A 20,002-nucleotide genomic window follows, 5' to 3' on the forward strand; every position below is an offset into this window, starting at 1 on the left:
CCCAGACCGGTCAGAATACCCTGTGGTAATGGGCGGTCTCATCAGCGATACCAAATTGGATATCCTCCGACAGCTACGTTCTGAACCACTTCACGGCTATGGGCTTGCCGCTGAACTGAACCTGAGTCATGGGTATATCTACACACATCTCGGCGAGCTACAGGAGGCAGGGATGATCGAAGTAGCGGAGGAACGCGACGGGAAGAAGATCTACCGACTTACCCAGAACGGTCAATATTTGGTGAAAGCCTTCGACGATTAACCAAGGTTTCAGAGCCTTCGCGCTACGCGGGGGCTGACGTCGAATCGTCGACCTCCTCTAGTTCGTTCCATCGTGTGCGTATCGTTACTGGCGTTGTCTCCGCCACCTCTGCGAGATCTGTTTGCGTGAGAAATTGTCCCTGCTCTCGAGCAGCCTTATAGAGGCAGGCCGCTGCGACACCTGTCGGTTGGCATCCATTCGAGATAATTGTCTCTTCAGCGCTCTTTGCGAGTTCAAACGCCCGCTGTCGGACCGTGTCAGCGACGTCCAATTCTGACGCAAAGCGCGGAATGAACGACTGCGGCCTCCTCGGTGGGGTGGGAAGCCCTAATTCTGTATTCAGCGTTTTGTACGCGTTTCTCACTCGAGACAGTTCGACGCGTGCTGAATCAGCGACCTCATCGAGTATCACTGCTTGACCGTTACACCGGCAGGCCCCGTAGACGCTGGCCGCGGCGATGGCCTCGATGGATCTGCCACGAAGCAGATCCTCGTTCTGGGCGCTCCGGAAGAGCTGACACGCCTGGTCACGGACCGAATCTGAGAGTTCGAGCGCACTCGCCAGCCGGCGGACTTCGCCCAGCCCGTGTGCGAGATTCCGTTCCGCTTTCGACCGCCAGCGCCCACGGGTCTGCTCACGGCGCATCCGCGCGAGTCGCCGTCGCTTCTTCCCGGAGAGTTCGTTTCCCTTCGCGTCGGTGCCGCGACCGATTTCCGTCGACAGGCCGCGATCGTGGCGAGCCGCAGTAAGTGGGGCGCCTGTCCGCTCGCGCTCCTCGTCGTCGTACGCCCGCCACTCCGGCCCGTGATCGATGCGCTGTTCGTCGATGACCAGCCCACAGTCTTCGCAGATTGTTTCGACCGCGTTCGTGGTGACTCGGCCGTCACATTCGGGGCATTGGTTCGTGCTCGATTCTGTTCGGACGTCTTCGTCGAAGCCAGTTTCGTAGATGTCTCTGGTTGCCATCGTTCTCACCGTGATCGGGGAACTCGCCAGTACAGTGAGCCCCTCACCCATTGAGGGGGACAATAGACTCTATGCGGGACTGCAGCTCCTTCAGGGGGACCGATGCCGCCAAATCCTTATTAACTGTAAATGGGTACTACCCGGTACAAAGAATGCCTCTCTGCCCTGATTGTCGAGATGACGCGATGAAAGGCCTGATCCAGAACGCAGAACAGGTGTGTGACGAGTGCGGGGAGACGTTCTAAAACGATGCCGTTGTGCCCTGACTGTAAAGACGGAGCACTGACCTACAGCGCCCAGCTTGCGGACGGAGAAGAGAAAGACGACCGAACGTGCGACGACTGCGGAGAATCCTTCTAACAACAAAACCATGCCTGTATGCCCCCGATGCAAGGACGAGTCCAGCTTCAATACCATCTCGAAAGGCGACGGCGACCGGACCTGTGACGAGTGCGGCAGAAAGTTTTGAATGACAAACGACGAGGGTAGCGACGAACAGCAAGACGGCAACAGCGATGGGGACCGTAATAGCGATGACGTAGATCTTTCTCAGCTGGCCCTCGAAGAAATCCGGCTTCGATACCAGGAAGAAGCAGAACGGCGAACCTCTGTCGAATCCAAAATCGGTACCGTACTGACAGTCGACGCAATCATCGTCTCTGTAGTCAGCATCTTTTCCCACCTGAACATTATGCACTACGCGGCGATGGCCGTCGCACTGATTTCAGTCTTCAATGGCATTACTGCTCTCTGGGTCCGAGACTACCACAGTCCGGGCCTCAATATCGAAGACTATCTGCAGTACATCGATGATCCGCCGGAACCAGTTCGTCGGGAACTTGTTAAATCGTATCTCACCGTGATTACGGGGAACGAGGAAACTGATGGCCCAGATATGTTCTTCAAAGGGAACCGGACCAGAAACGACGAGAAAATGGCGAAACTGGATCAGTGCTTGAAATTGACTGCTGTCTCCTTGACGTTGATTCTATTACATCCTATTCCGAGACTAATACAGAGTACTGGGTTATTGGAGTACCTACTTTGAGGGTAGTCAGTGACCTTAGTACCATCATTAAACAACCCTTGCCTCTGATTCTGTTGGTTTCGAGCAAACAGTTGGCGAGGATTTTCAGTCCAAACGTTGATGCCCACCGATTCTGAAATCTTTGACAACGTGACTCAGCTATGGTCGGTGCAACAATCAACTCGGTATTCGTAAAAACCGCCCCTTCAGAACTCGAAGACGACGACAACTTAGGGTACGAACTGCAGAAAACCAAAGACGATTACGACAGTCCAGTCATTATCCAGGAAGCCGATATGCGGAACGCACGAGGAAGAAGGTATACTCTGGTGAGCGGCGCACATGTCTTCCCAGAAGATGTCCAAGCCACGATGAAACCGTATTTTGAAAGAGCAAATTTCTCTCATCATCTCAATCCAGGCACCACCGACACCGTCGAAGAACAAGAGGTGCGAGTCATGGTCGAAACGGCGGATGGGGAAAATTACCATATTCAGAAGCTCGATGAAGGACGATACTACGTATCACACGACAATAAACCAGTCAAACCACCAGAGGCCGTCAACAAAAAGGCAGAGAACGTTTTCCCAGACTACGAACCAATGCTCTGATGACTAATCTTGGTATCACTCTCTGAGTTCTCTTACGAGGGTCAAATGGTACCACTCCGGTCGCCAGCTCAATCGTTGGATCTCCGGGGGACATGTGATTCGTTGTCGAGGTCGTGGCTGCGCGCGCAGCGACGTTAGGAGCGAGCACGGAGCGGAGGGTGGGGCGGCGGGGTTAGGGTTGGTCCGGCACACAGCAAAAAAGAACGGCGTCGCGCTCGCCTACTCTTCCCACCACCGACCGCGCTCTGGGAATTCGATCCTGCTCCAGCCCGTAATGGCGATGCTGCACCGCCCCTGGTACCAGTTCTTCTTGACGGCCCGGAACCGGACCGTCTCACCTTCGCTCACGACCGTCTGCCCGGATTTCTCCCAGCAGGTGAACTTGATTTTCCCGCTATCATCCGCTATCAGCCCAACTTGCTGAATCGCGCTACTACTGGGAGACCAGAGTTCGATTATCTCGCCTTCGACCGTCACCTCGCCGACCGGGACGTCCGGCACGTCCGCGATGGGCACGATTGCCCCCGGCGCCGCCTTCAGTTCTTCGAGGGTTTCCAGCACCGCCTTCGTGACGTCCCGCCCGCGCTGCACCTTCTCGGCCAGCTGCTTCGCGACGACCGCTCTCGACCAGCCGCCCTTCACTTCGTCGCTGATCCGCATCGCTTGCTTGTTGACCTCCGCGAGTTCCTCTTGCGTCAGCCTCTCTCGGGGATCCGTGCGCTCCGTCGGCGCCGGCTCGTCACGACCACACTGCTCGCTGACGGCCTCTCGCGTGCGCTGCTCGCGACCCTCCTGCGTTCCCAGCTCGGCCTGGGCACTGATGCGCTCCAATTCGGCTTCCCGCGCTCGAATGCGCTCCTCCTGTTCGAGGGTGACACCGTGAATCCGATCCTCGCTCGTGTCCGCGATCCCCTCCGGGTGGTTCGCATCCACCTTTGCCTGCGTCTCCTGCTCGACCGCCGCCTCGAACTCCGGCGTCTCGTCGACGACCGGGAAGCCGTCCTCATCGACTGCCTGACCGCCCGCTTTCTCGAATGCCTGTTCATCGACCGTAACGACCTTTCCGCTAGCGTTGTTACTTGACATTGGAGTTCACCAACTCCGAAGGCGCTCACGCGCCGACTCCGCGATGCTCCTACATCGCGGTTTTCCGACGACAACGACCGACAGAACCATCTGCGCGCTCTCGCTCGCGCCTTCGCGAGCGCCCTACCGGGCGCGAGCGAGAGCGCGCCTGCATGAGGTGGCCCCAACCAGCACCGCGCGCCGACCCGCCCGGAGCGAGCGGCCAGCGGAGTAAGCGTGGGGGGTGAGCAGCCACGCCGCGCAACCCCTCGCGCTTACCCGCTGGCGTCGAGACCAGATTCATTTTAGCCCGGAACGGGCGCGGGCAGTGCGGAGAGCGCCCGCACGCCCGGAATGGTCGGTCGCGAGCGACGCGGAGGGCGGCAGCGGCGAGCGGGGCGGGCCGATACGTACACACCTGTCCAGCCGGCTATGTCGCTCGGTGAGCCAATCACCGCCCTGGCGGACTCAGAAAGGGCGAGGCCGCCTCGGCCGTCCCCCGACCCCGCAAGCACCGCAGGGACGAGGCGCGCAGCGGCGGTCGCGGGACGTCGAGCGGCCGAGGGCTTTCGGGTGCCATTCCCGATGTCGACCGCGATTTAGCTACTGACCCGTAGAATTCGAGTCTTCGTCGTCGATCAGGACGTCGACGCTCTCTGGTGTCACCGCAAGGCGGATTCCTTCCACCGTGAACTGTACTTCCACGTTCCCACTCGACGAGTTCAAGATCTGCTCGAGTGCTTCGACGTCGACAGCGTCGTACAGCTGGTACTCGTCCCGATCCAACCCACACGCTTCGAGCGTCTCGATAATCTCGACGACGAGGTTCGGCGATGCCCCGGGTCCCGTCCTTGAAGAGCAATTCATCTCAACGTTCGACGCTTAGGACGGCCGGCATTTAAAGACCAATGAGTCAATTGTAGTTGCTTGAAGATTTTCTGGTTGACTTAGCGCGTTCGGGATAGCGTCGGCGCAACCACAAGCGATTATGCGCTTTGACGCCGACTGGATGTCTCGCGCTGATGACCGCATTCTAGAGCATCTCTCCGAAGCCGGCCCCGATACCCCAAAGGAAATGGCGGACAGTGACCGGGTTCGCTTCTCCCGCCAACACATCAATGCCCGCTGCAAAACGCTGGTCGAATACGGCCTCCTCGTCCACCTCGGCAACGGCGTCTACGACATCACGCGATCGGGAGAGCAGTATCTCGCCGGCGACCTCGACGCTCGTGACCTCGATCCTGAATAGCGTCAGCTGTCGCCGGCGACTAGGTCCTCGATGAACCGGAACCCGTTCACGAACGTCATCGAGTCACCGTACCCCTCACTCGCGAGCACGGTTTCGGCTCCCTCGCCGGCCGCGATATCGGTCGTGTAGATGTACACATCGGTCGCCGTTCCCGCGCTGAGGTGTTGGGCAGCTAGGGCAGCAAGGGCGGCGTCCGCACGCTCGACCTCGTCGGCGGGTCGGTCGTCGGCGTTCGCGATGTACCGCTGGACGCCGTCCATCACCCGCGAGACGACCGGCTTGGAGAACTCGAGCGGCGCCGCAACCGTCGCCCAGCCCTCGTCGATAGCAGCGTCGATAGGTGGCGCCTCGACGTCGGGGTCGTCGACGGTTAGCTCCTCGTACACCCGTTCGGGCAGGACGAAGGTGACGTTGTTCCGGCGAGCGAAGCGCCGCACTGCCTGGTAGCGACTGTTCGACGGCTGTCCCATCGCGACGAACAGGCCGGTGTCAGCGATGTGGAGCCGGCTCACGCGTCGTCAGCCGCGTCGCCGTCGATGGCCAACTCCTCGAGCCCTGCCCCGGCCTCCTCTATCTCGTAATGTTCGTGGACGACGGGCCGGAGCGCCTGCAAGATCATCTCCGCCGCCAGCGGCGAGATGTCCAGATCCTCCGCCATCAGCCGGTGGGTCACCTCACCGCGTTCGCGGGCGACAGCGTAGGTGAGCGCGGTCGCGAGGCCGGCGACGCCATGTCGGTCGATGTAGGTGTCGATGTCGGCGTCCGTCTCGCGGCGGCCGACGGCGTCGATGAGCGCCGGCGTGATCGTGTACTCGCGGTCGCCCGCGGCGGTCGTCACGGTCAGGTCGATCTCACGGGCGGCGTACCGGCGGGGCTGCTCGTCGTCGGTGACGTCGACGACGCCGGCGTCGACGAGCCGGTTGACGTAGCTGTAGGCCGTCCCTTGGGCGAGTTCGAGGTCGTCCATCACGTCCTGGACGGTCGCCTCGCCCTCCCGGGCGAGATACGCGTACAACTGGGCCAGCTGTGGCTCCTTGAGGAGGTCAGCGACCGAGAGGAAGTCCTGGACGATGTCGCCGTCCGCGCGGTTTGAGGTGCGTGACACGGTTCGTTCTTGATTACAGTTTACAGTGAACCAGTAATGAGTGTTGGGGTCACTCCACCGGCGCCGTATCGAGGTGGTCCTCAAGGTTGCGCGTCCAGTAGGCGGCTAGGCCACTGGGGTTACAGCGAGCGCAGAGTTGGAGCGTCCCCTTGAGATGCCCGAGTTCAACACAGAACCGCGTCAGTTCCGCAAGCGTGTCGACGACGAGACCGCAGCCGTCACAGGTGACGTAATCGCGCTCGTCGGGATCCGGCCGCGTCTGGGTGGCGCAGTCGACACAGATCGGGTGGGTGACCCGCTCATCCTGGCCCCAGGTGTGCGCCTCGCCAGTCTCGGCGCCGGACGGAGCATCACAGAAGGCACAGTCGACGAGGGTTTGCTGCGTCACTCGGCCTCCGCGTCGGCGTCACGGGCAGCCGTCCAGCCACGATGGCAGACAGCCAGTTGAGTGATCGAGTCGAAGGCGGTACCGCTCGGTTCGTGGACGAGGACTCGGCCCTCAGGAATGGGTGTGACGACATCCGTGCCAACGATATCACTGACCGGCTTTGTTGAAACCCTCTCGCCGTCTTGCGGTTTGCTGAGAAGCCAGTTTCGCATCGAATCCGTGTAATCCGGTGGGAAGAGTCGCTCTTCTCAATGTCAACGCTGAAGGGTTTCAACAGAGCCCACTGACCAGATTGCGGGCCGTCGCGTCGTCGATGTCCGCCGTCACAACGCTGACGGCATCATGATCTTGGGTGAGAAGCGCTTTCTTAAACTGTTCGTAGTCGGCACTTGTGTCATTGCGAGGATTTGAATCAGGCATAGTGAATCGCGCTAGGCGCCTGAGAGCGCGCCTCGCGCCTCATGGCGCCGACAGACTCATCGTCAGTAGCTGGTGGGATAGTGAAGCAGGCCCCCAAGCTTCGGGAGTGTTAACCAACAATTTGAGGTCACTCCCGGGACCGTTGGTTAAGGAAAGTTCCCGACTGTAGAACTGCAGAAGAGAGCACAAATCCGGGGAAAGACGAGATCTGCCTCTGGTGAGCGGCTACCTAGGGACGGTGACTTGTCCCTCTTGCGGTGCTCAGAATCGCTCGAGAAGTTGTTCGTCGATCTCTCTCAGTGCCTATTCGGTCTTAATGGCTCTATTGAAATATTCAGATAGTGACATATTCACAACCCCCGCGTTCAGTACAGATAGACTACTGAACGTCTCTTGGATGGAGATATGAGCCTTCCTTAGCAAGAATCCACGTCGTCTGTAGCTCGTCGTCGGTTGCAGTCTCTGGAAATAGTATGCATTCGTCAGATTCTCGTGAGTTTTCGATTACAACCTGATTGAGTTCAGAGTGACTTGAAATATGGTTTGGAGTATCTTTCATGGGCAATTCAGACATATACGTCGTCCGACACCCGCCCTATAGAAAAATGTTACACCTGATCAATTGATTATAGACGTTAAAAGCAACAATAGTAGGTACCCTTGATAGTCGATACGCACTCTTCAGCAATCAGCTGTTTCAGACCGTGTTGTGTGTGTGAAGAAGGGGATTTCAACAGATCCAACCGAGCGTTAGCCATTGAGACTGGTAAAGAGTAGAAGGCATAGCCGCACTGCGTGAGTAGATGCCGTCGGAATTTCGTGGTATATCCTCGCTCGCCGGGTTGTTTGAAATCGGGTGGGCGATCGGTCTCGAATACTCTGACGGACTCTCGAAGCCAGTACCCACGGTCGGAACCGTTATCGACCTTGTCATCAGTATGGTACTGTTGGCACAGGCGGTCAAAGACCTCCCCGTGGGTACAGCGTACGCTGTCTGGACTGGGATCGGAGCGGTTGGAACAGCTTCGCTTGGAATTGTCCTGTTCGATGAACCAGCACTCGTTCGGATCGCGTGTATCGGTGTGATCGTCGTTGGAATCGTTCGGCTCCACCTTGCATCTGGTGGATACGGATTTCATGTTGTTGAACCGCAGGCACTTCGAACTGGTGGCTGTTCAATTCACGTGACAGGATGAGAATTTCTTCGTTACCGCCAAGCGCTTATAGGCACACAGTGATAGTCGGAACCAATGGGATCCCCTGGACCAGCATCCGACATTACGATCGACGAGATCAGGGGGTTCTTCAGCCGAACCGGCCAACCATCTACCCCGTTTTTCACTGAAGAGGTCGCCGACGCGCTGGAGTGCCCTCGCCAGACTGCCCGTCGCCATTTGGAGGAACTCGCGGAACGAGACGAGATACGAACCAAGGGAGGGACCGACTCAACACGGGTCTGGTGGAACCCCGAACAGCGTCGATCGGGTGGCCAGCAGGCAGATGAGGAACAGTTTCGTGCTTTCGTTAGTGCTGTGGAGGATTACGCGATCTTCATGCTTGATCCCGAGGGCACGGTCGCCTCCTGGAACGAGGGGGCCGAGCGGATCAAAGGGTATTCAGAAGACGAGATCATCGGCAAGCACTTCTCAACGTTTTACACTGACGACGACGTCGCTGACGGTGCCCCCGAGCGGAACCTCGAAGTCGCTGCGGCCGAGGGTCGCGTTGAAGACGAGGGATGGCGAGTTCGCAAGGACGGATCGAACTTCTGGGCGAATGTGACGATCACCGCCATCCGGGACGACGACGGGACGCTCCAAGGGTTCACGAAGGTCACTCGGGATATGACCGAGCGTCGTGAGTACGAACAACAACTGAAAGAACAGGCGGAACGCCTTGAACGGCAGCGCGACGACCTCGAAGCGGAACTGGACGATATCTTCGAGCGAATTGACGACGCGTTCTACGCCCTCGACGAAGACCTCAAGTTCGAGTACGTAAACGAGCGCACCGAGGAGTATCTCGGTAGATCGGCCGGTGAGCTTCTCGGGCGGAAACCGTGGGAGGCACTCGACGTCGATCGATCGGACTCGATCTTCGAACGGTTCGAAACGGCGCTAGCTACGCAAGAGCCGACGAGTTTCGAGCGGTACTCGGAACCATTGGAGATGTGGGCGATGGTTCGGGTGTATCCCTCCGAGTCAGGCTTCTCTGTGTATTTCCGGGATGTAACTGACCGCAAGGAGCGCGAGCGGGAGCTGAAACGGACGCACGAACTATTAGAACACGCAGAACGCATCGCGGACGTCGGTGGTTGGGCAATCGATACGGCCACGAGAGAGCTGGAGGTGTTCTGGACCGATCACCTCTTCGAGATGTTAGACGTGCCGCGCGACAAGGAACCGTCGCTGGAGGAAGCCCTCGAGATTTACCACGAAGACGACCGACTAATCCTTGAAAATGCCATTGAAGAGGCACTCAACTCCGGTGAGCCATTTGACGTAGAGATCAAGTTCAGTACGTCAAGCGGCGAAATGCACTGGCTCCGCATCAAAGGTGCCCCCGACGTCGTGGATGGGGAGGTCGTATCACTCCGCGGAGCAGTTCAGGACGTCACAGAGCGGAAAGAGCGCGAGCGGAAACTGCAGCGGGTTCGAGAGCGGATGGAATTCGCCCTCAACGCGACCGATGCGGTCGTCTGGGATTGGAATGCTGATGCTGACGAGGCCTCATTTTATCCCTCGGCAGAGTCGCTCTACGGAACCACTGTCGAAACTTGGGAGGAGTTCCTTGATGTCATTCATCCTGAGGATAGACAGCAGGTCCAGCAAGCGATCGAGAACGCTCTCGAAATGGACGAATCGAAGAGCGAGGAAGTTCGTATCGTTCGAGACGGAGAGGTGCGGTGGATCGAAGCCCCGGGCCACCCTGTCGAAGATGATGACGGGACGACGCGGATGGTTGGGGTAGCGCGTGATATAACCGAACGGAAGACATTCGAACAGAAGCTCAAGGAGTCGAACGAGCGCCTCCAGCAGTTCGCGTACGCTGCCTCGCACGACCTGCAGGAGCCGTTACGCATGGTGTCGAGCTACCTCCAACTCATCGAAGATCGCTACGGCGACGTGCTCGATTCTGATGGCGAGGAGTTCATCGAATTCGCCGTCGATGGGGCCGACCGGATGCGCGACATGATCGACGGACTGCTCGACTATTCGCGCGTCGAAACGGAGGGCGACCCGTTGGAACCCGTGGATTTGAACGCTGTCGTCGAGGGCGTGCTTGCTGATCTCCAGTTCGAGATCGAAGACCACGACGCCGAGATAACGGTCGAGAAACTCCCGTCGGTTCGGGGTGACGCCAGCCAACTCCGACAGGTACTCCAGAATTTGCTGGAGAATGCCATCGAATACAGCGGTGACGAACCCCCGCGTGTCCATGTTTCGGCGACACAGACTGGCGACGAATGGGTCCTGTCAGTCAGCGATGAAGGGATCGGCATCGATCCTGACGACCAGGATCGGATCTTCGAGATCTTCCAGCGACTTCACACGCAGGATGAACGTGACGGTACGGGGATTGGACTCGCGCTATGCAAGCGAATCGTCGAGCGTCACGACGGCGACATCCGGGTCGATTCGGAGCCCGGTGAGGGAGCCACGTTCTCGGTATCGCTCCCAGCTCCAGAGGATACCTAACTTGTCCGTCGACGCACTGTTCGTTGATCCATTCGCCGTGATGAACACGATTGGGCTCGTCGCGTTCGCGCTGGTTGGTGCGACCAAGGCGATACGCGAGGAGTTCGACATGTTCGGAGTCACTGTGGTTGGCCTCGCTACGGCATTCGCTGGCGGGATGGCCCGTGACATCCTCGTCAATCGGGTTCCGCTTGCACTCAACTCACCCATCGAGATCGGTCTCGGCCTGTTCGGTGTTGGACTGGCCATAGGGGTGAGTGCTGCACTCAAGTCAGCCGACACTCATCTAGTGACTTTGCTCTCGGATGCGATCGGGCTCGCCGCGTTTACCACGACAGGTGCCATCGTCGCAACGCAGGCTGACATCCCGGCCTTCGGCGTTGTCGCAATCGCGACGATCAACGCGGCCGGGGGTGGTGCTGTCGCGGATATCCTGTTGGATCGCTCGCCGTTTATTCTGCTCGATGACTTCTACGCCAGTTGCGCGGTCCTGGGTGGCAGCACATACTGGATTGTCGCCACTGCCGGCGGCTCGAATGGAACCGCTGCAGCGGTGTGTGCAGCAGTAGTCGTTGGAACACGAATTGCTGCCCTTATCTACGGCTGGTCGATCCCAACAGCACAAGTACTGGGGTTAACACGCGAATAGCACCATTCGTGATTCGTGAACCCAGTATAACTCCGGCAGCGTCTCCCCTATAGAATCAATCGAATGCGGTACCCATCTCCAGAGGGAGATTGGTTCGTCGATAGGGTCCTGACGGCGGAGCACCATTATTGCCGAGCGATGATCCAACCAGCCGATAGCGGTAGTTTGATGTATCCAAGCGTCCCCTGTGCTGCTACAGTATACACTAATGGACAAAGTTGTACACTACACTGCTCGCGTCTGTGAGGGAGCGGACCTTGATGCCGAGACAACTCGGGAGGTGACACACCTCCTCTTCGAGGAGGCAACCGAGACACAGATCGGTGCATTGCTCGCTGCCCTCCGTACGAAGGGTGAAACGGGAGCCGAGATTGCGGGGTTCGCGCGGGGGATGTGCGACGTAATGCGGACGATTGACCCCGACCGGTCCCCGCTGGTCGACACCTGTGGGACGGGCGGGGATAACTACGATACAATCAATATCTCGACGACGAGCGCAATCGTCGCAGCCGGTGCAGGTGCGGCGGTCGCGAAGCATGGAAATTACTCGGTATCATCATCCTCTGGCAGTGCCGATGTCCTCCAAGCCGCGGGGGTCGAAATCGATGCCGAACCACGAGAGGTAGAGGCACAGATTGATTCAGACGGGATCGGATTTCTGCTCGCACCAAAGTTTAATCCGGCGATGAGGCAAGTGATCGGTCCCCGTCAGGAACTCGGTATTCGTACGGTTTTCAACGTCCTCGGCCCGCTAACAAATCCCGCTGGTGCGGAGGCACAGTTGGTCGGTGTTTACGACCCGGATCTTGTACCAGTCGTTGCTGATGTGCTTGCTCGATTGGCCGTCGACCGTGCTCTGGTCGTACACGGAGCGGGGCTGGACGAAATTGCTGTACACGACGAAACGATCGTCGCCGAAGTGTCGGGTAGCCGTATCGACCGATATCGAATCGAACCCGAAGATCTCGGTGTCGAAGCGCACGATATTGAGGCGCTCGCTGGCGGGACGCCCGAAGAAAATGCGGCCGATCTCGAGCGTATCGTCACCGGCGCCAGGGCGGGCGCAAAACAAGACGTGATCCTCGCAAACGCGGGGGCGACGATATACGTTGCCGGTCTCGCCGAGTCGCTGGAAGCAGGTGTCGCTCAAGCCCGCACAGCAATTGACTCAGGCGCCGCAGCCGCCAAGCTTGACGACTTGCGTGCCGATTAGCTACTGTGTGTCTATCTCTCGATCTACAGATGGGAGGTCGTTAACCGCCCTATGTCATATACATTCTGAGGCTGTCTGAACATCGTCCCGAACCAGTCGTAAGCGGCAGACCAAACGATCGCCGGAATCCCCGCTGCCGACTCGGCCACCCGGAAGAGATCGCCTCTGCGGTGGTGTGGCTCTGTTCCGAGGACACGTCGTATGTGACCCGGCCAGCCACTCCCCGTCGATGGCAGATACTCGATCCAGTAACTCCGCATGTGGGTTCCCGGGACTCCAGACACGACCGGGGTAACGCCGCTTAATCAGTAGTCCACTTGGCCGATGGTATGGGACTGCCCGTGTCCGAAAGTGGAGAACTCGGAATCATAGTCGTGGGATCGCCTACGATTGAGATTCAAAACATCGTCAGCAGTGTTGACTTTTGACATCAGCTTAACCTCAACGGCTCTGTTGAAATCCTATTCTTCATATATATTTCAGCGTGAAACACATGCTCACTACACGTGCGAACTGAACACTTCAACTCCAGAAAACACTTACCAGTTGTACCAGAAGTCGGATTCATGAATCGGCGAACACTTCTTACTTCGATTTCTGTGGGCGCGGCTACAGTCGCTGGTTGTACTGGGAGGGATGAGAACGATGAAACTGGGAGGAAATATGAGGAGTGTGACCTCAGCATCATTTACTATAGGGAGTTGCCCGAGGATGTCAAGACTGAGGTTGATACTGCCTTCTGAGGGTCAGTACGAGAGCGACGAGGAGTTGCTCTGGCAGCAGGTTGCTGGACCGGATGTGGAAGCGCTCAAGCGGGGAGAAACGTACTATGCCCCGCAGGTAGACGTTGAAAACGGTGTTCACACCCTCCAGTTTGAGGAGACAACGCCACAGTATGATTCAACGAAGCATCTTACTGTACCTGACGTGTCTGAAGTACCGCTAAATATCTCGTTCACTATCAAAGATACAGAGGGAACAGTTCTGAAAGAGGTGGATCGAACTATCGAGGAGAAAGATAATGACCGGAAAGTGCCGGTTGCTACCGAACTTGGAACATATCTGGTAGAGGTTACAGTTGAAGGCTGGGGAACCGTCACTGAGTCGGTGACACTTGAATATACTACTCACCAAGTTTTGTTGAATACCCAAGAAAACGACGAAGCAGAATCATCGTTTTCCGTATCCATAACTCAAAATCCAGCCACCACCCCGGCCAAATGTCAATGGTGAAATTCTATGGCGGGGAGAGAATACCACTCAAATGATTAAGATGCGTGCTTGGCCTTTACTTACCGTAGCAAATGATTATTCCAGCGGTGTGGTGCCGTGGGATCCCGCGTCTTCAGGCGCGAGAGGATGTCAACTGAACAGCACCGTTTCAACAGAACCGATCTATGTGAATATTTTGGCGCATAGTGATCCCATAGAGAGACCACCACCTATTTCGTATATAAATGCTTATTCTCCACGTAGGCATGATTACTTCAGAACACTCTCCAACGATAGAGAACGTCGTCGCTTCAACTGGGGTGGATCGAGAACTCAACCTCGATGCGGTCGCTGAAGACCTCGACGGAACGGACTATGACCAAGAGAAGTTCCCCGGGGCAGTTTACCGGACCCAAAACCCGAAATCCGCCGCATTGATCTTCCGGTCGGGCAAAATCGTCTGCACAGGTGCGAAAAGCACCGACGACGTCTACAAAAGTCTCGACATTGTATTCGATGAACTCCGTGACCTAGGTATCGACGTTCCGTCTAATCCAGAGATCACCATCCAAAATATCGTTTCGAGTGGCGACCTCGGATCTACAGTCAATCTAAACGCTATCGCCATCGGCTTCGGTCTCGAAAACATCGAATACGAACCCGAGCAATTCCCGGGCTTGGTCTATCGCATGGACGACCCCAGCGTGGTCACCCTTATCTTCGCTAGCGGCAAAGTCGTCGTCACAGGAGCAAAAGAACCGGCGGACGCTGGCCGCGCACTCGACGTTATCTCGTCACGTCTCGATGAACTCGGCCTGTTAGACTGACTGATCTCGATCCACTTCCGTTCGTCAGTTGCCGCAGTTGTTTAGATAACGTCACTTTGCTTTGCACGTTGAGGGAAGTCACAATTTGAATGGTCGAAAAGGGCAAACGAAGCGCCGTTAGACAGGTATTCCAGAGCTAGTTAAATATCAGCTCACTTCGCTGGAGTACTGACGACAGGAAACGCAGTAACTGACCACGATCACCAAGTTTGCGGACTGTACTGAGCAATTCAGCCACCCAAATCTGTCCCCTCTGTGAGAGATACAAGTCTTCCATTCAGCATGGTTCCACCAACATCACCGGCATCTGATAGAAGTATCGACGTTAGATTCGCACGTAGAGTGAACAGTAGTTTCATAAGATTATATAGCTAAAGAAGAGGATTTCATCAGAGCAAGCAGGTTGTGTACTAGCGTCTCGGTCATCCCGTCGAATTGAGCGAATCGAATAGTATTAAATTACACCCATCAAGCGACAAATTCCGAGATGGCGGGTCAGAAGGACGTGATCCCATGTACATATGTACATCTACAGTCTTGAGTTAGGTAGAGACCGCAATGAAAGTCGCACTACTCGGTCCTGAAGGGACTTATACCCAGCAAGCAGCAGATGAATTTTTCTCCGACTACGACTACACACCGATCTTTTATTCGACAATCACAGACATCTTTGACTCAGACATCGAGACGGCGATCATCCCCTTCGAGAACTCCCTCGGCGGCGGCGTCGAAGGAATGATCGACCTACTCTGGGAGCGAAATATGACAATCACTGGGGAGCAGGTCCTCGAGATCAATCACTGTCTGCTCTCTAGAGAGAGTGACCTCGAGGCGATTGAACGAGTTCTCTCTCATCCACAGGCACTGACTCAGTGTGAATCGCTCATTCAAGAACACGGCTGGGAGACTGTCGAAGCCCCTTCGACTGCGAAAGCAGCTAACGAGGTCGGACCAAACGAGGCCGCGCTTGCATCGGCGCTTGCTGGAACCATTCACGGTCTGAACGTCCTCGGGGAAGGCGTCCAGGACACGAAATCAAATGCTACCCGATTCCTGATCCTGAATGGACCGATGAACGAAGAAGCTGACAAGACGTCACTGACACTTGACCCAAGTGAAGATCGCCCAGGCTTGCTCCACAGCATTCTCGGCTGTTTCAGTGGGCATGAAATTAACCTCTCATACATTCAATCACGGCCAACGAAACGCGAACTCGGTGACTATTACTTCTACATTGAGGCGGAAACTAATCAGGGGAGCGACACGTTCGAGAAGGCCCATCAGTGTCTAGAGACGTACGCTGCAGTGGATATCTTAGGTTCGTATCGAAGTGCGAACCATCTATAGCAGAGTTAGAAGCTCGTCTCGAATCTCACTCTCTGCTAAACTGCAGTCAGCTTGACTGCTAGATCTGCCAGCATATTTCTTATACTTACCGATTCGGGGAGTAAAGCAAGAATTCAGATCATTTCCGATCTCGATTTAGTCGATGTATTGTGATTCCCATTCACGGCGTTCCTCGATTATTTGCTCTCCCTCGTCTGTAATCGCGTAATAGTTTATGCGTAGGATATCCGTTCGGTCCTCCCCGAGGACGTCTGCGAGGGCGTCGGTCCGGTCGATGAGTCGGTGGGCGCCCGGAACTGGACGCGCTTTTTGTCGCTACTCATTATGTGTACATTGTGAGCTACGCTCGCCTCATGTCGACGACCGATCGGCCGATTGTCAGTCAGACACAGTATCAGTACCCACAAAGCGTCTCTGCTCACTCGGACTGAAGCCGCAGTTTCATCCTGACCGGTAGTAATTGACGGTAGTTCTGACCAAAGATCGAGCAGAGTCGTCGCTGTCGGTGGCGGTCAGCCGCCGACGCGACGGCGTTGCCACTCGCAGGAAGGCTGGCTCGGTCGGGCGTTAGCGGTGGAACCGATCGTCCGGTGGCCGATTTGCAGGGACGGCCCGAGGCACCGCGAGGGCCGTCCATGCTGCTCGGCACAGCATCTTGATGAACTCCTTGAACGACCACGACCAGAGGCGACGCCCGCCACGGCGGGGCGTCGCCACGTATTCCCAATGCAGATACCGCCAAGCGTTCTGTAAATCCGCCGCCCCGAACGGTGATGGATCCGCTTCGATCACCAACAGCACTTTTAGCCAACGTCACCACTTTCCCAGTGAATCGGGAAATTTTAAATATGAACCATCCGCCGTTTCCCGTCTCAGTTTTCTAGTTCTGATGGATCAAGTCGGTACTGTATCATGAGTTCCCAGAACCAACTGATTTGACTTCGGTAGCGACGAACAATGCAGCGAATAGTCCGAACGTCCGGTTTCGAACGAGGGAAAGCGAAACGTCCATGCTACATGAGGTAGAACAGCGGGAAGAGAATTACCCAAACGATATCGACGAAGTGCCAGTAGAGCCCGAAGAACTCCACCGGACGGTTGTCCTCAAGGTAAGCGTCGATGCTCACGATTCGGTAGATCATGAACGCTGCGATGAGTAGGCCAAAGATGACGTGCAGCGCGTGTAATCCGGTCGTCACGAAGTACAGCGAGTATTGGAGTTCGGTGAACCAGTAAATACCGTGAGCGAACTCCTGGCTCCACTCGTAGCCCTTGATGGCGAGGAACGTGAGTCCGAGCAGCAGCGTGACCCCCATCGACGCCAGCAGCCCGCGCTTGTTTTCGCGTTCGGCCATCACCAGACCGAGGATGACCGTGAAACTCGAGGTCAACAGGACGTAAGTATTGATGAGCCCGATCGTCGACGACGGCGGCACGGTCTCGAAGTTACCCCAACCAGCGTGGAGCCGCATGAACACGTATGCCCCGATGACGGCACCGAAGACGACGACGTCCGAAGCCAAGAAGAACCAGATACCGGTCTTCGTCGTGCCGACCCCTTCGAACGGCCAGCGCTCGGCGATGGCCATCTCGGGTGCATTGAACTCCTCACGCCCGTACTGGAACAGCGCGATCCCCAAGATGCCGACGCCGACGAGCGAGATTATTGGATAGAGAATACTCTCCGATCCAGCGGCCGTACCGGGGAGCTCCGCCCCGCGTGCGGTCGCGAAGTCGGCGACGTAGGGAGTCAGTCCCGACAGCCCGAGGAACATGACAAACATACCGAGCCCGATCCCGAACGGCCAGATACTCGCGTGATCTTCGTGGTCAGCCTCAAGCGACTCAGCCTCACCGGTTCGCTCATGGGCGACCGCACCGCCGTCGGCCGCCGTCGCATCGTCGACGAACTCGAGTTCCCCGCTCGCATAGCTGGGCCGGTTCGGCCAGTTCTCGAGCGGCGGCGGCGAGGGAATCGCCCACTCGGCGGTCCGCGAGTATGCCCATGGGTTATCGGGCGCATCGGGCCCCGAGATAAAACTCTTCGCGAGTGTGATGAAAACGAGCAGAACCCCCGTACCGATGACGAAGGCCCCGACGGTCGCCAGTTGGTGATAGAGTTCCGTCCCCTCGGGATAGTGGAAGACACGCCTTGGTGTCTCCCATGCGAGGAACATCGGGAAGTACAGCAGATTGAAGCCGAGGAAGTAGACGGCAAAGCTGAGCTTTCCGAGCCGTTCATCGTACATTTTGCCGGAGATCTTTGGCCACCAGTAGTAGAGGCCGCCGATCAGTGCGGTAACGCCCGCCACCATCACGTAGTGGAAGTGTGCGACCACCCAGTAGGTGCCCCGGAACTCGTAGTCGAGGACCACTGCACCGAGGAAGACGCCCGTGATGCCGCCGATGATAAACAGGATAAGTGCGCCAAGAGTGAACAGGAACGGCGTCGTAAAGCGCACGCGGCCCTTGACCATCGTGTAGATCAGCGCGAAGACTATCAAGTCGAAGGGTAACGAGATACCGATCGTCGTCGCCATGAACAGCGTCTTGATCGGGAGATTGATCGTCGTCAGAAACATGTGGTGCATCCAGACCAAGAAGGACTGCACCGCGACAAGCACCATCGCAATGATAACCCACTTTCGGCCGACGATCCGTCGGCCAGTAAACGTTTGGAACGTCTCGAGCATGATTCCTAACGCGGGGAAGAAGACGATGTAGACCTCCGGATGGCCGAAGAACCAGAACAGGTGGGCCCACAACAGGCTCGAGCCCTGGTCAGTGGCGAAGTACTGTGTGAGCAGGAGGCGGTCGGTCAACATGAGGATCAGTGCGGCCAGCAGTGCCGCGAACGCGAATAGCATCATCCAGACGGTTAGGAGGATCCCCCACGTGACCAGCGGCATGTTCCACAGACCGAGGCCCTCAGCACGACAGCGGTGGATCGTCGTCAGGAAATTCACCGTACTGAGGGTGGTTGACATGACGAACAGGGTCAACGCGAGGATCGTCGTATTGCCGCCCATCGTCAGCGTATAGCCGGGGTTGTAGATCGGCACGTTCAGCGGCGCGTACATGTACCAACCGTTGGCCCACGTCGTCCCCTGGAAGAACGAGAGCAAGACGAGAAGCCCCGAAAAGAGGAAGAACCAGTAACTCAGCGCGTTCAGGCGCGGAAACGCCATGTCCGTCGACCCGATCTGGAGCGGAACGATGTAGTTCCCGAAGCCGAATCCGAGCGGCGAGATGAACCAGAACACCATCAACAGCCCGTGGATCGAGACTGACTGATTGTACTCGGTGTTGGTGAGGAGTCCAGTGCCGCCGAACTCCCAGAGGTGAGCGCGGAACAGCAGTGCGAGGACGCCGCCGGCGACGAGGAAAAACAGCGCCGTCGCGATGTACAGAATTCCGACGTCCTTGTGGTTGGTTGTTACCAGCCACCGCTTGATACTTGTTTGTGGCGGGAGCTCGCTCATGGAGCACCACCTCCTGACCGGTGTCTCGAGTCGACACCGGTTTGGAGCGTGGTGGGGTCGGTTTCGGCCGCAAAGCTACGGTAGAAACGGCTTTCGGAACGCGAGATAAGATTCATAGTCAACACTTCCCACTACGATTAAGCACATTATGATATCCGGTGCACTTGCAAGCAATATTTCTCGTGTTTTGGCCCGGCCGCGATTGAATTTGACTCCATGGAAATCCCGCTAGTATACCTAGGGTGTGAAGTATGTCTTGGAGCCACGAATGTCGTTCTATAACATGCACCCTATGTATGGGAAGGTGACGGACCTCAGATGCGACGAAACAGGAGAATTGGGATCGCAGCCCGGCCGATCGAGATTGGCAGCGAACTCCGTATCACCCAGCCACCTGAAGACATCTGGGTCCATACGTCGCCCCGGCATTATTGACGTGTACATCGCAGGATAGTGTCGCTCGAACTCATCGCTTTTCTC

The 20,002-nt window shown here is 57.0% G+C and carries 19 protein-coding genes and 4 pseudogenes; 11 read left to right on the plus strand and 12 right to left on the minus strand.

Annotation, left to right across the window (positions count from 1 at the left end):
• Positions 1-28 precede the first annotated feature (28 nt).
• Positions 29-262, plus strand: a complete 234-nt coding sequence (locus FEJ81_RS19080) for a PadR family transcriptional regulator (RefSeq protein WP_009488097.1) — start codon at positions 29-31, stop codon at positions 260-262.
• A 22-nt stretch (positions 263-284) separates the two neighbouring features.
• Here FEJ81_RS19080 and FEJ81_RS19085 read toward each other — a convergent pair whose 3' ends face one another.
• Positions 285-1,229 (minus strand): transcription initiation factor IIB, encoded by a 945-nt coding sequence (locus FEJ81_RS19085; RefSeq protein WP_138246886.1) that lies wholly within the window; start codon positions 1,227-1,229, stop codon positions 285-287.
• Positions 1,230-1,698: 469 nt separating this feature from the next.
• Here FEJ81_RS19085 and FEJ81_RS19090 point away from each other — a divergent pair, with 469 nt between their 5' ends.
• Positions 1,699-2,277: a hypothetical protein gene (locus FEJ81_RS19090; RefSeq protein WP_138246887.1), complete on the plus strand. Its 579-nt coding sequence runs from the start codon at positions 1,699-1,701 to the stop codon at positions 2,275-2,277.
• A 140-nt stretch (positions 2,278-2,417) separates the two neighbouring features.
• Positions 2,418-2,867, plus strand: coding sequence for a hypothetical protein (locus tag FEJ81_RS19095; protein WP_138246888.1), 450 nt, complete (start codon positions 2,418-2,420; stop codon positions 2,865-2,867).
• A 219-nt stretch (positions 2,868-3,086) separates the two neighbouring features.
• Here FEJ81_RS19095 and FEJ81_RS19100 read toward each other — a convergent pair whose 3' ends face one another.
• On the minus strand, positions 3,087-3,953 hold the full coding sequence (locus tag FEJ81_RS19100) for a DNA-binding protein (RefSeq protein WP_138246889.1): 867 nt from the start codon (positions 3,951-3,953) through the stop codon (positions 3,087-3,089).
• A 582-nt stretch (positions 3,954-4,535) separates the two neighbouring features.
• Positions 4,536-4,799: a HalOD1 output domain-containing protein gene (locus tag FEJ81_RS19115; protein WP_138246890.1), complete on the minus strand. Its 264-nt coding sequence runs from the start codon at positions 4,797-4,799 to the stop codon at positions 4,536-4,538.
• 121 nt (positions 4,800-4,920) lie between these two features.
• Here FEJ81_RS19115 and FEJ81_RS19120 point away from each other — a divergent pair, with 121 nt between their 5' ends.
• Positions 4,921-5,181, plus strand: coding sequence for a MarR family transcriptional regulator (locus FEJ81_RS19120; RefSeq protein ID WP_138246891.1), 261 nt, complete (start codon positions 4,921-4,923; stop codon positions 5,179-5,181).
• A gap of 2 nt (positions 5,182-5,183) precedes the next feature.
• Here the strand turns inward: FEJ81_RS19120 and FEJ81_RS19125 are convergent, their stop codons facing one another.
• The 5 genes from FEJ81_RS19125 to FEJ81_RS24550 all read right to left on the minus strand — a co-directional run bounded on the left by FEJ81_RS19125 (position 5,184) and on the right by FEJ81_RS24550 (position 7,668).
• Positions 5,184-5,693, minus strand: coding sequence for a hypothetical protein (locus tag FEJ81_RS19125; protein WP_138246892.1), 510 nt, complete (start codon positions 5,691-5,693; stop codon positions 5,184-5,186).
• Complete coding sequence (locus FEJ81_RS19130; RefSeq protein WP_138246893.1) at positions 5,690-6,286, minus strand: DUF7437 domain-containing protein; 597 nt, start codon at positions 6,284-6,286, stop codon at positions 5,690-5,692. The genes FEJ81_RS19125 and FEJ81_RS19130 overlap by 4 nt, the downstream gene beginning before the upstream one ends.
• A 49-nt stretch (positions 6,287-6,335) precedes the next feature.
• The gene (locus FEJ81_RS19135) at positions 6,336-6,674 is read right to left on the minus strand and encodes a DUF7558 family protein (RefSeq protein WP_138246894.1); all 339 of its coding nucleotides are present in this window, start codon (positions 6,672-6,674) and stop codon (positions 6,336-6,338) included.
• Positions 6,671-6,886 (minus strand): hypothetical protein, encoded by a 216-nt coding sequence (locus FEJ81_RS24430; RefSeq protein WP_138246895.1) that lies wholly within the window; start codon positions 6,884-6,886, stop codon positions 6,671-6,673. The genes FEJ81_RS19135 and FEJ81_RS24430 overlap by 4 nt, the downstream gene beginning before the upstream one ends.
• A gap of 587 nt (positions 6,887-7,473) precedes the next feature.
• Positions 7,474-7,668 (minus strand): DUF7511 domain-containing protein, encoded by a 195-nt coding sequence (locus FEJ81_RS24550; RefSeq protein WP_463605662.1) that lies wholly within the window; start codon positions 7,666-7,668, stop codon positions 7,474-7,476.
• A 240-nt stretch (positions 7,669-7,908) separates the two neighbouring features.
• Between FEJ81_RS24550 and FEJ81_RS19150 the strand changes: the two are divergent.
• The 7 genes and pseudogenes from FEJ81_RS19150 to pheA form a co-directional block, all read left to right on the plus strand.
• Positions 7,909-8,224 (plus strand): annotated as a pseudogene (locus tag FEJ81_RS19150) (DMT family transporter); the annotation flags it as partial.
• A 120-nt stretch (positions 8,225-8,344) separates the two neighbouring features.
• Positions 8,345-10,792, plus strand: a complete 2,448-nt coding sequence (locus tag FEJ81_RS19155; RefSeq protein WP_138246896.1) for a PAS domain-containing sensor histidine kinase — start codon at positions 8,345-8,347, stop codon at positions 10,790-10,792.
• A 40-nt stretch (positions 10,793-10,832) separates the two neighbouring features.
• Positions 10,833-11,441: a trimeric intracellular cation channel family protein gene (locus FEJ81_RS19160; protein ID WP_138247164.1), complete on the plus strand. Its 609-nt coding sequence runs from the start codon at positions 10,833-10,835 to the stop codon at positions 11,439-11,441.
• A gap of 208 nt (positions 11,442-11,649) precedes the next feature.
• Positions 11,650-12,654 carry an anthranilate phosphoribosyltransferase gene (gene trpD / locus FEJ81_RS19165; protein ID WP_138246897.1) on the plus strand — a complete coding sequence of 335 codons (1,005 nt, stop codon included), beginning with the start codon at positions 11,650-11,652 and terminating at the stop codon, positions 12,652-12,654.
• Between the two features lie 645 nt (positions 12,655-13,299).
• Positions 13,300-13,887 (plus strand): hypothetical protein, encoded by a 588-nt coding sequence (locus tag FEJ81_RS19175; RefSeq protein WP_138246898.1) that lies wholly within the window; start codon positions 13,300-13,302, stop codon positions 13,885-13,887.
• A gap of 245 nt (positions 13,888-14,132) precedes the next feature.
• Entirely contained in the window at positions 14,133-14,693 is a 561-nt protein-coding gene (locus FEJ81_RS19180; protein ID WP_138246899.1) for a TATA-box-binding protein, read from the plus strand.
• 558 nt (positions 14,694-15,251) lie between these two features.
• A complete protein-coding gene (gene pheA / locus FEJ81_RS19185) occupies positions 15,252-16,040 on the plus strand; it encodes a prephenate dehydratase (protein WP_138246900.1) in 789 nt (262 codons plus the stop codon).
• Positions 16,041-16,175: 135 nt separating this feature from the next.
• On the opposite strand, the pseudogene FEJ81_RS23860 reads toward pheA, so the two are convergent.
• The 4 genes and pseudogenes from FEJ81_RS23860 to FEJ81_RS19205 all read right to left on the minus strand — a co-directional run.
• Positions 16,176-16,259, minus strand: a pseudogene (locus FEJ81_RS23860) (PadR family transcriptional regulator); the annotation flags it as partial.
• 348 nt (positions 16,260-16,607) lie between these two features.
• A pseudogene (locus FEJ81_RS19195) lies at positions 16,608-16,793 on the minus strand (ISH3 family transposase); the annotation flags it as partial.
• Positions 16,765-16,890: pseudogene (locus FEJ81_RS19200) on the minus strand (IS5/IS1182 family transposase); the annotation flags it as partial. The pseudogenes FEJ81_RS19200 and FEJ81_RS19195, both read right to left, overlap by 29 nt.
• A gap of 163 nt (positions 16,891-17,053) precedes the next feature.
• On the minus strand, positions 17,054-19,522 hold the full coding sequence (locus FEJ81_RS19205; RefSeq protein ID WP_138246901.1) for a cbb3-type cytochrome c oxidase subunit I: 2,469 nt from the start codon (positions 19,520-19,522) through the stop codon (positions 17,054-17,056).
• Positions 19,523-20,002: the final 480 nt, after the last annotated feature.

Origin of the sequence: Natrinema versiforme, from assembly GCF_005576615.1 — an archaeon.
Classification (GTDB): Archaea; Halobacteriota; Halobacteria; order Halobacteriales; family Natrialbaceae; genus Natrinema; species Natrinema versiforme_A.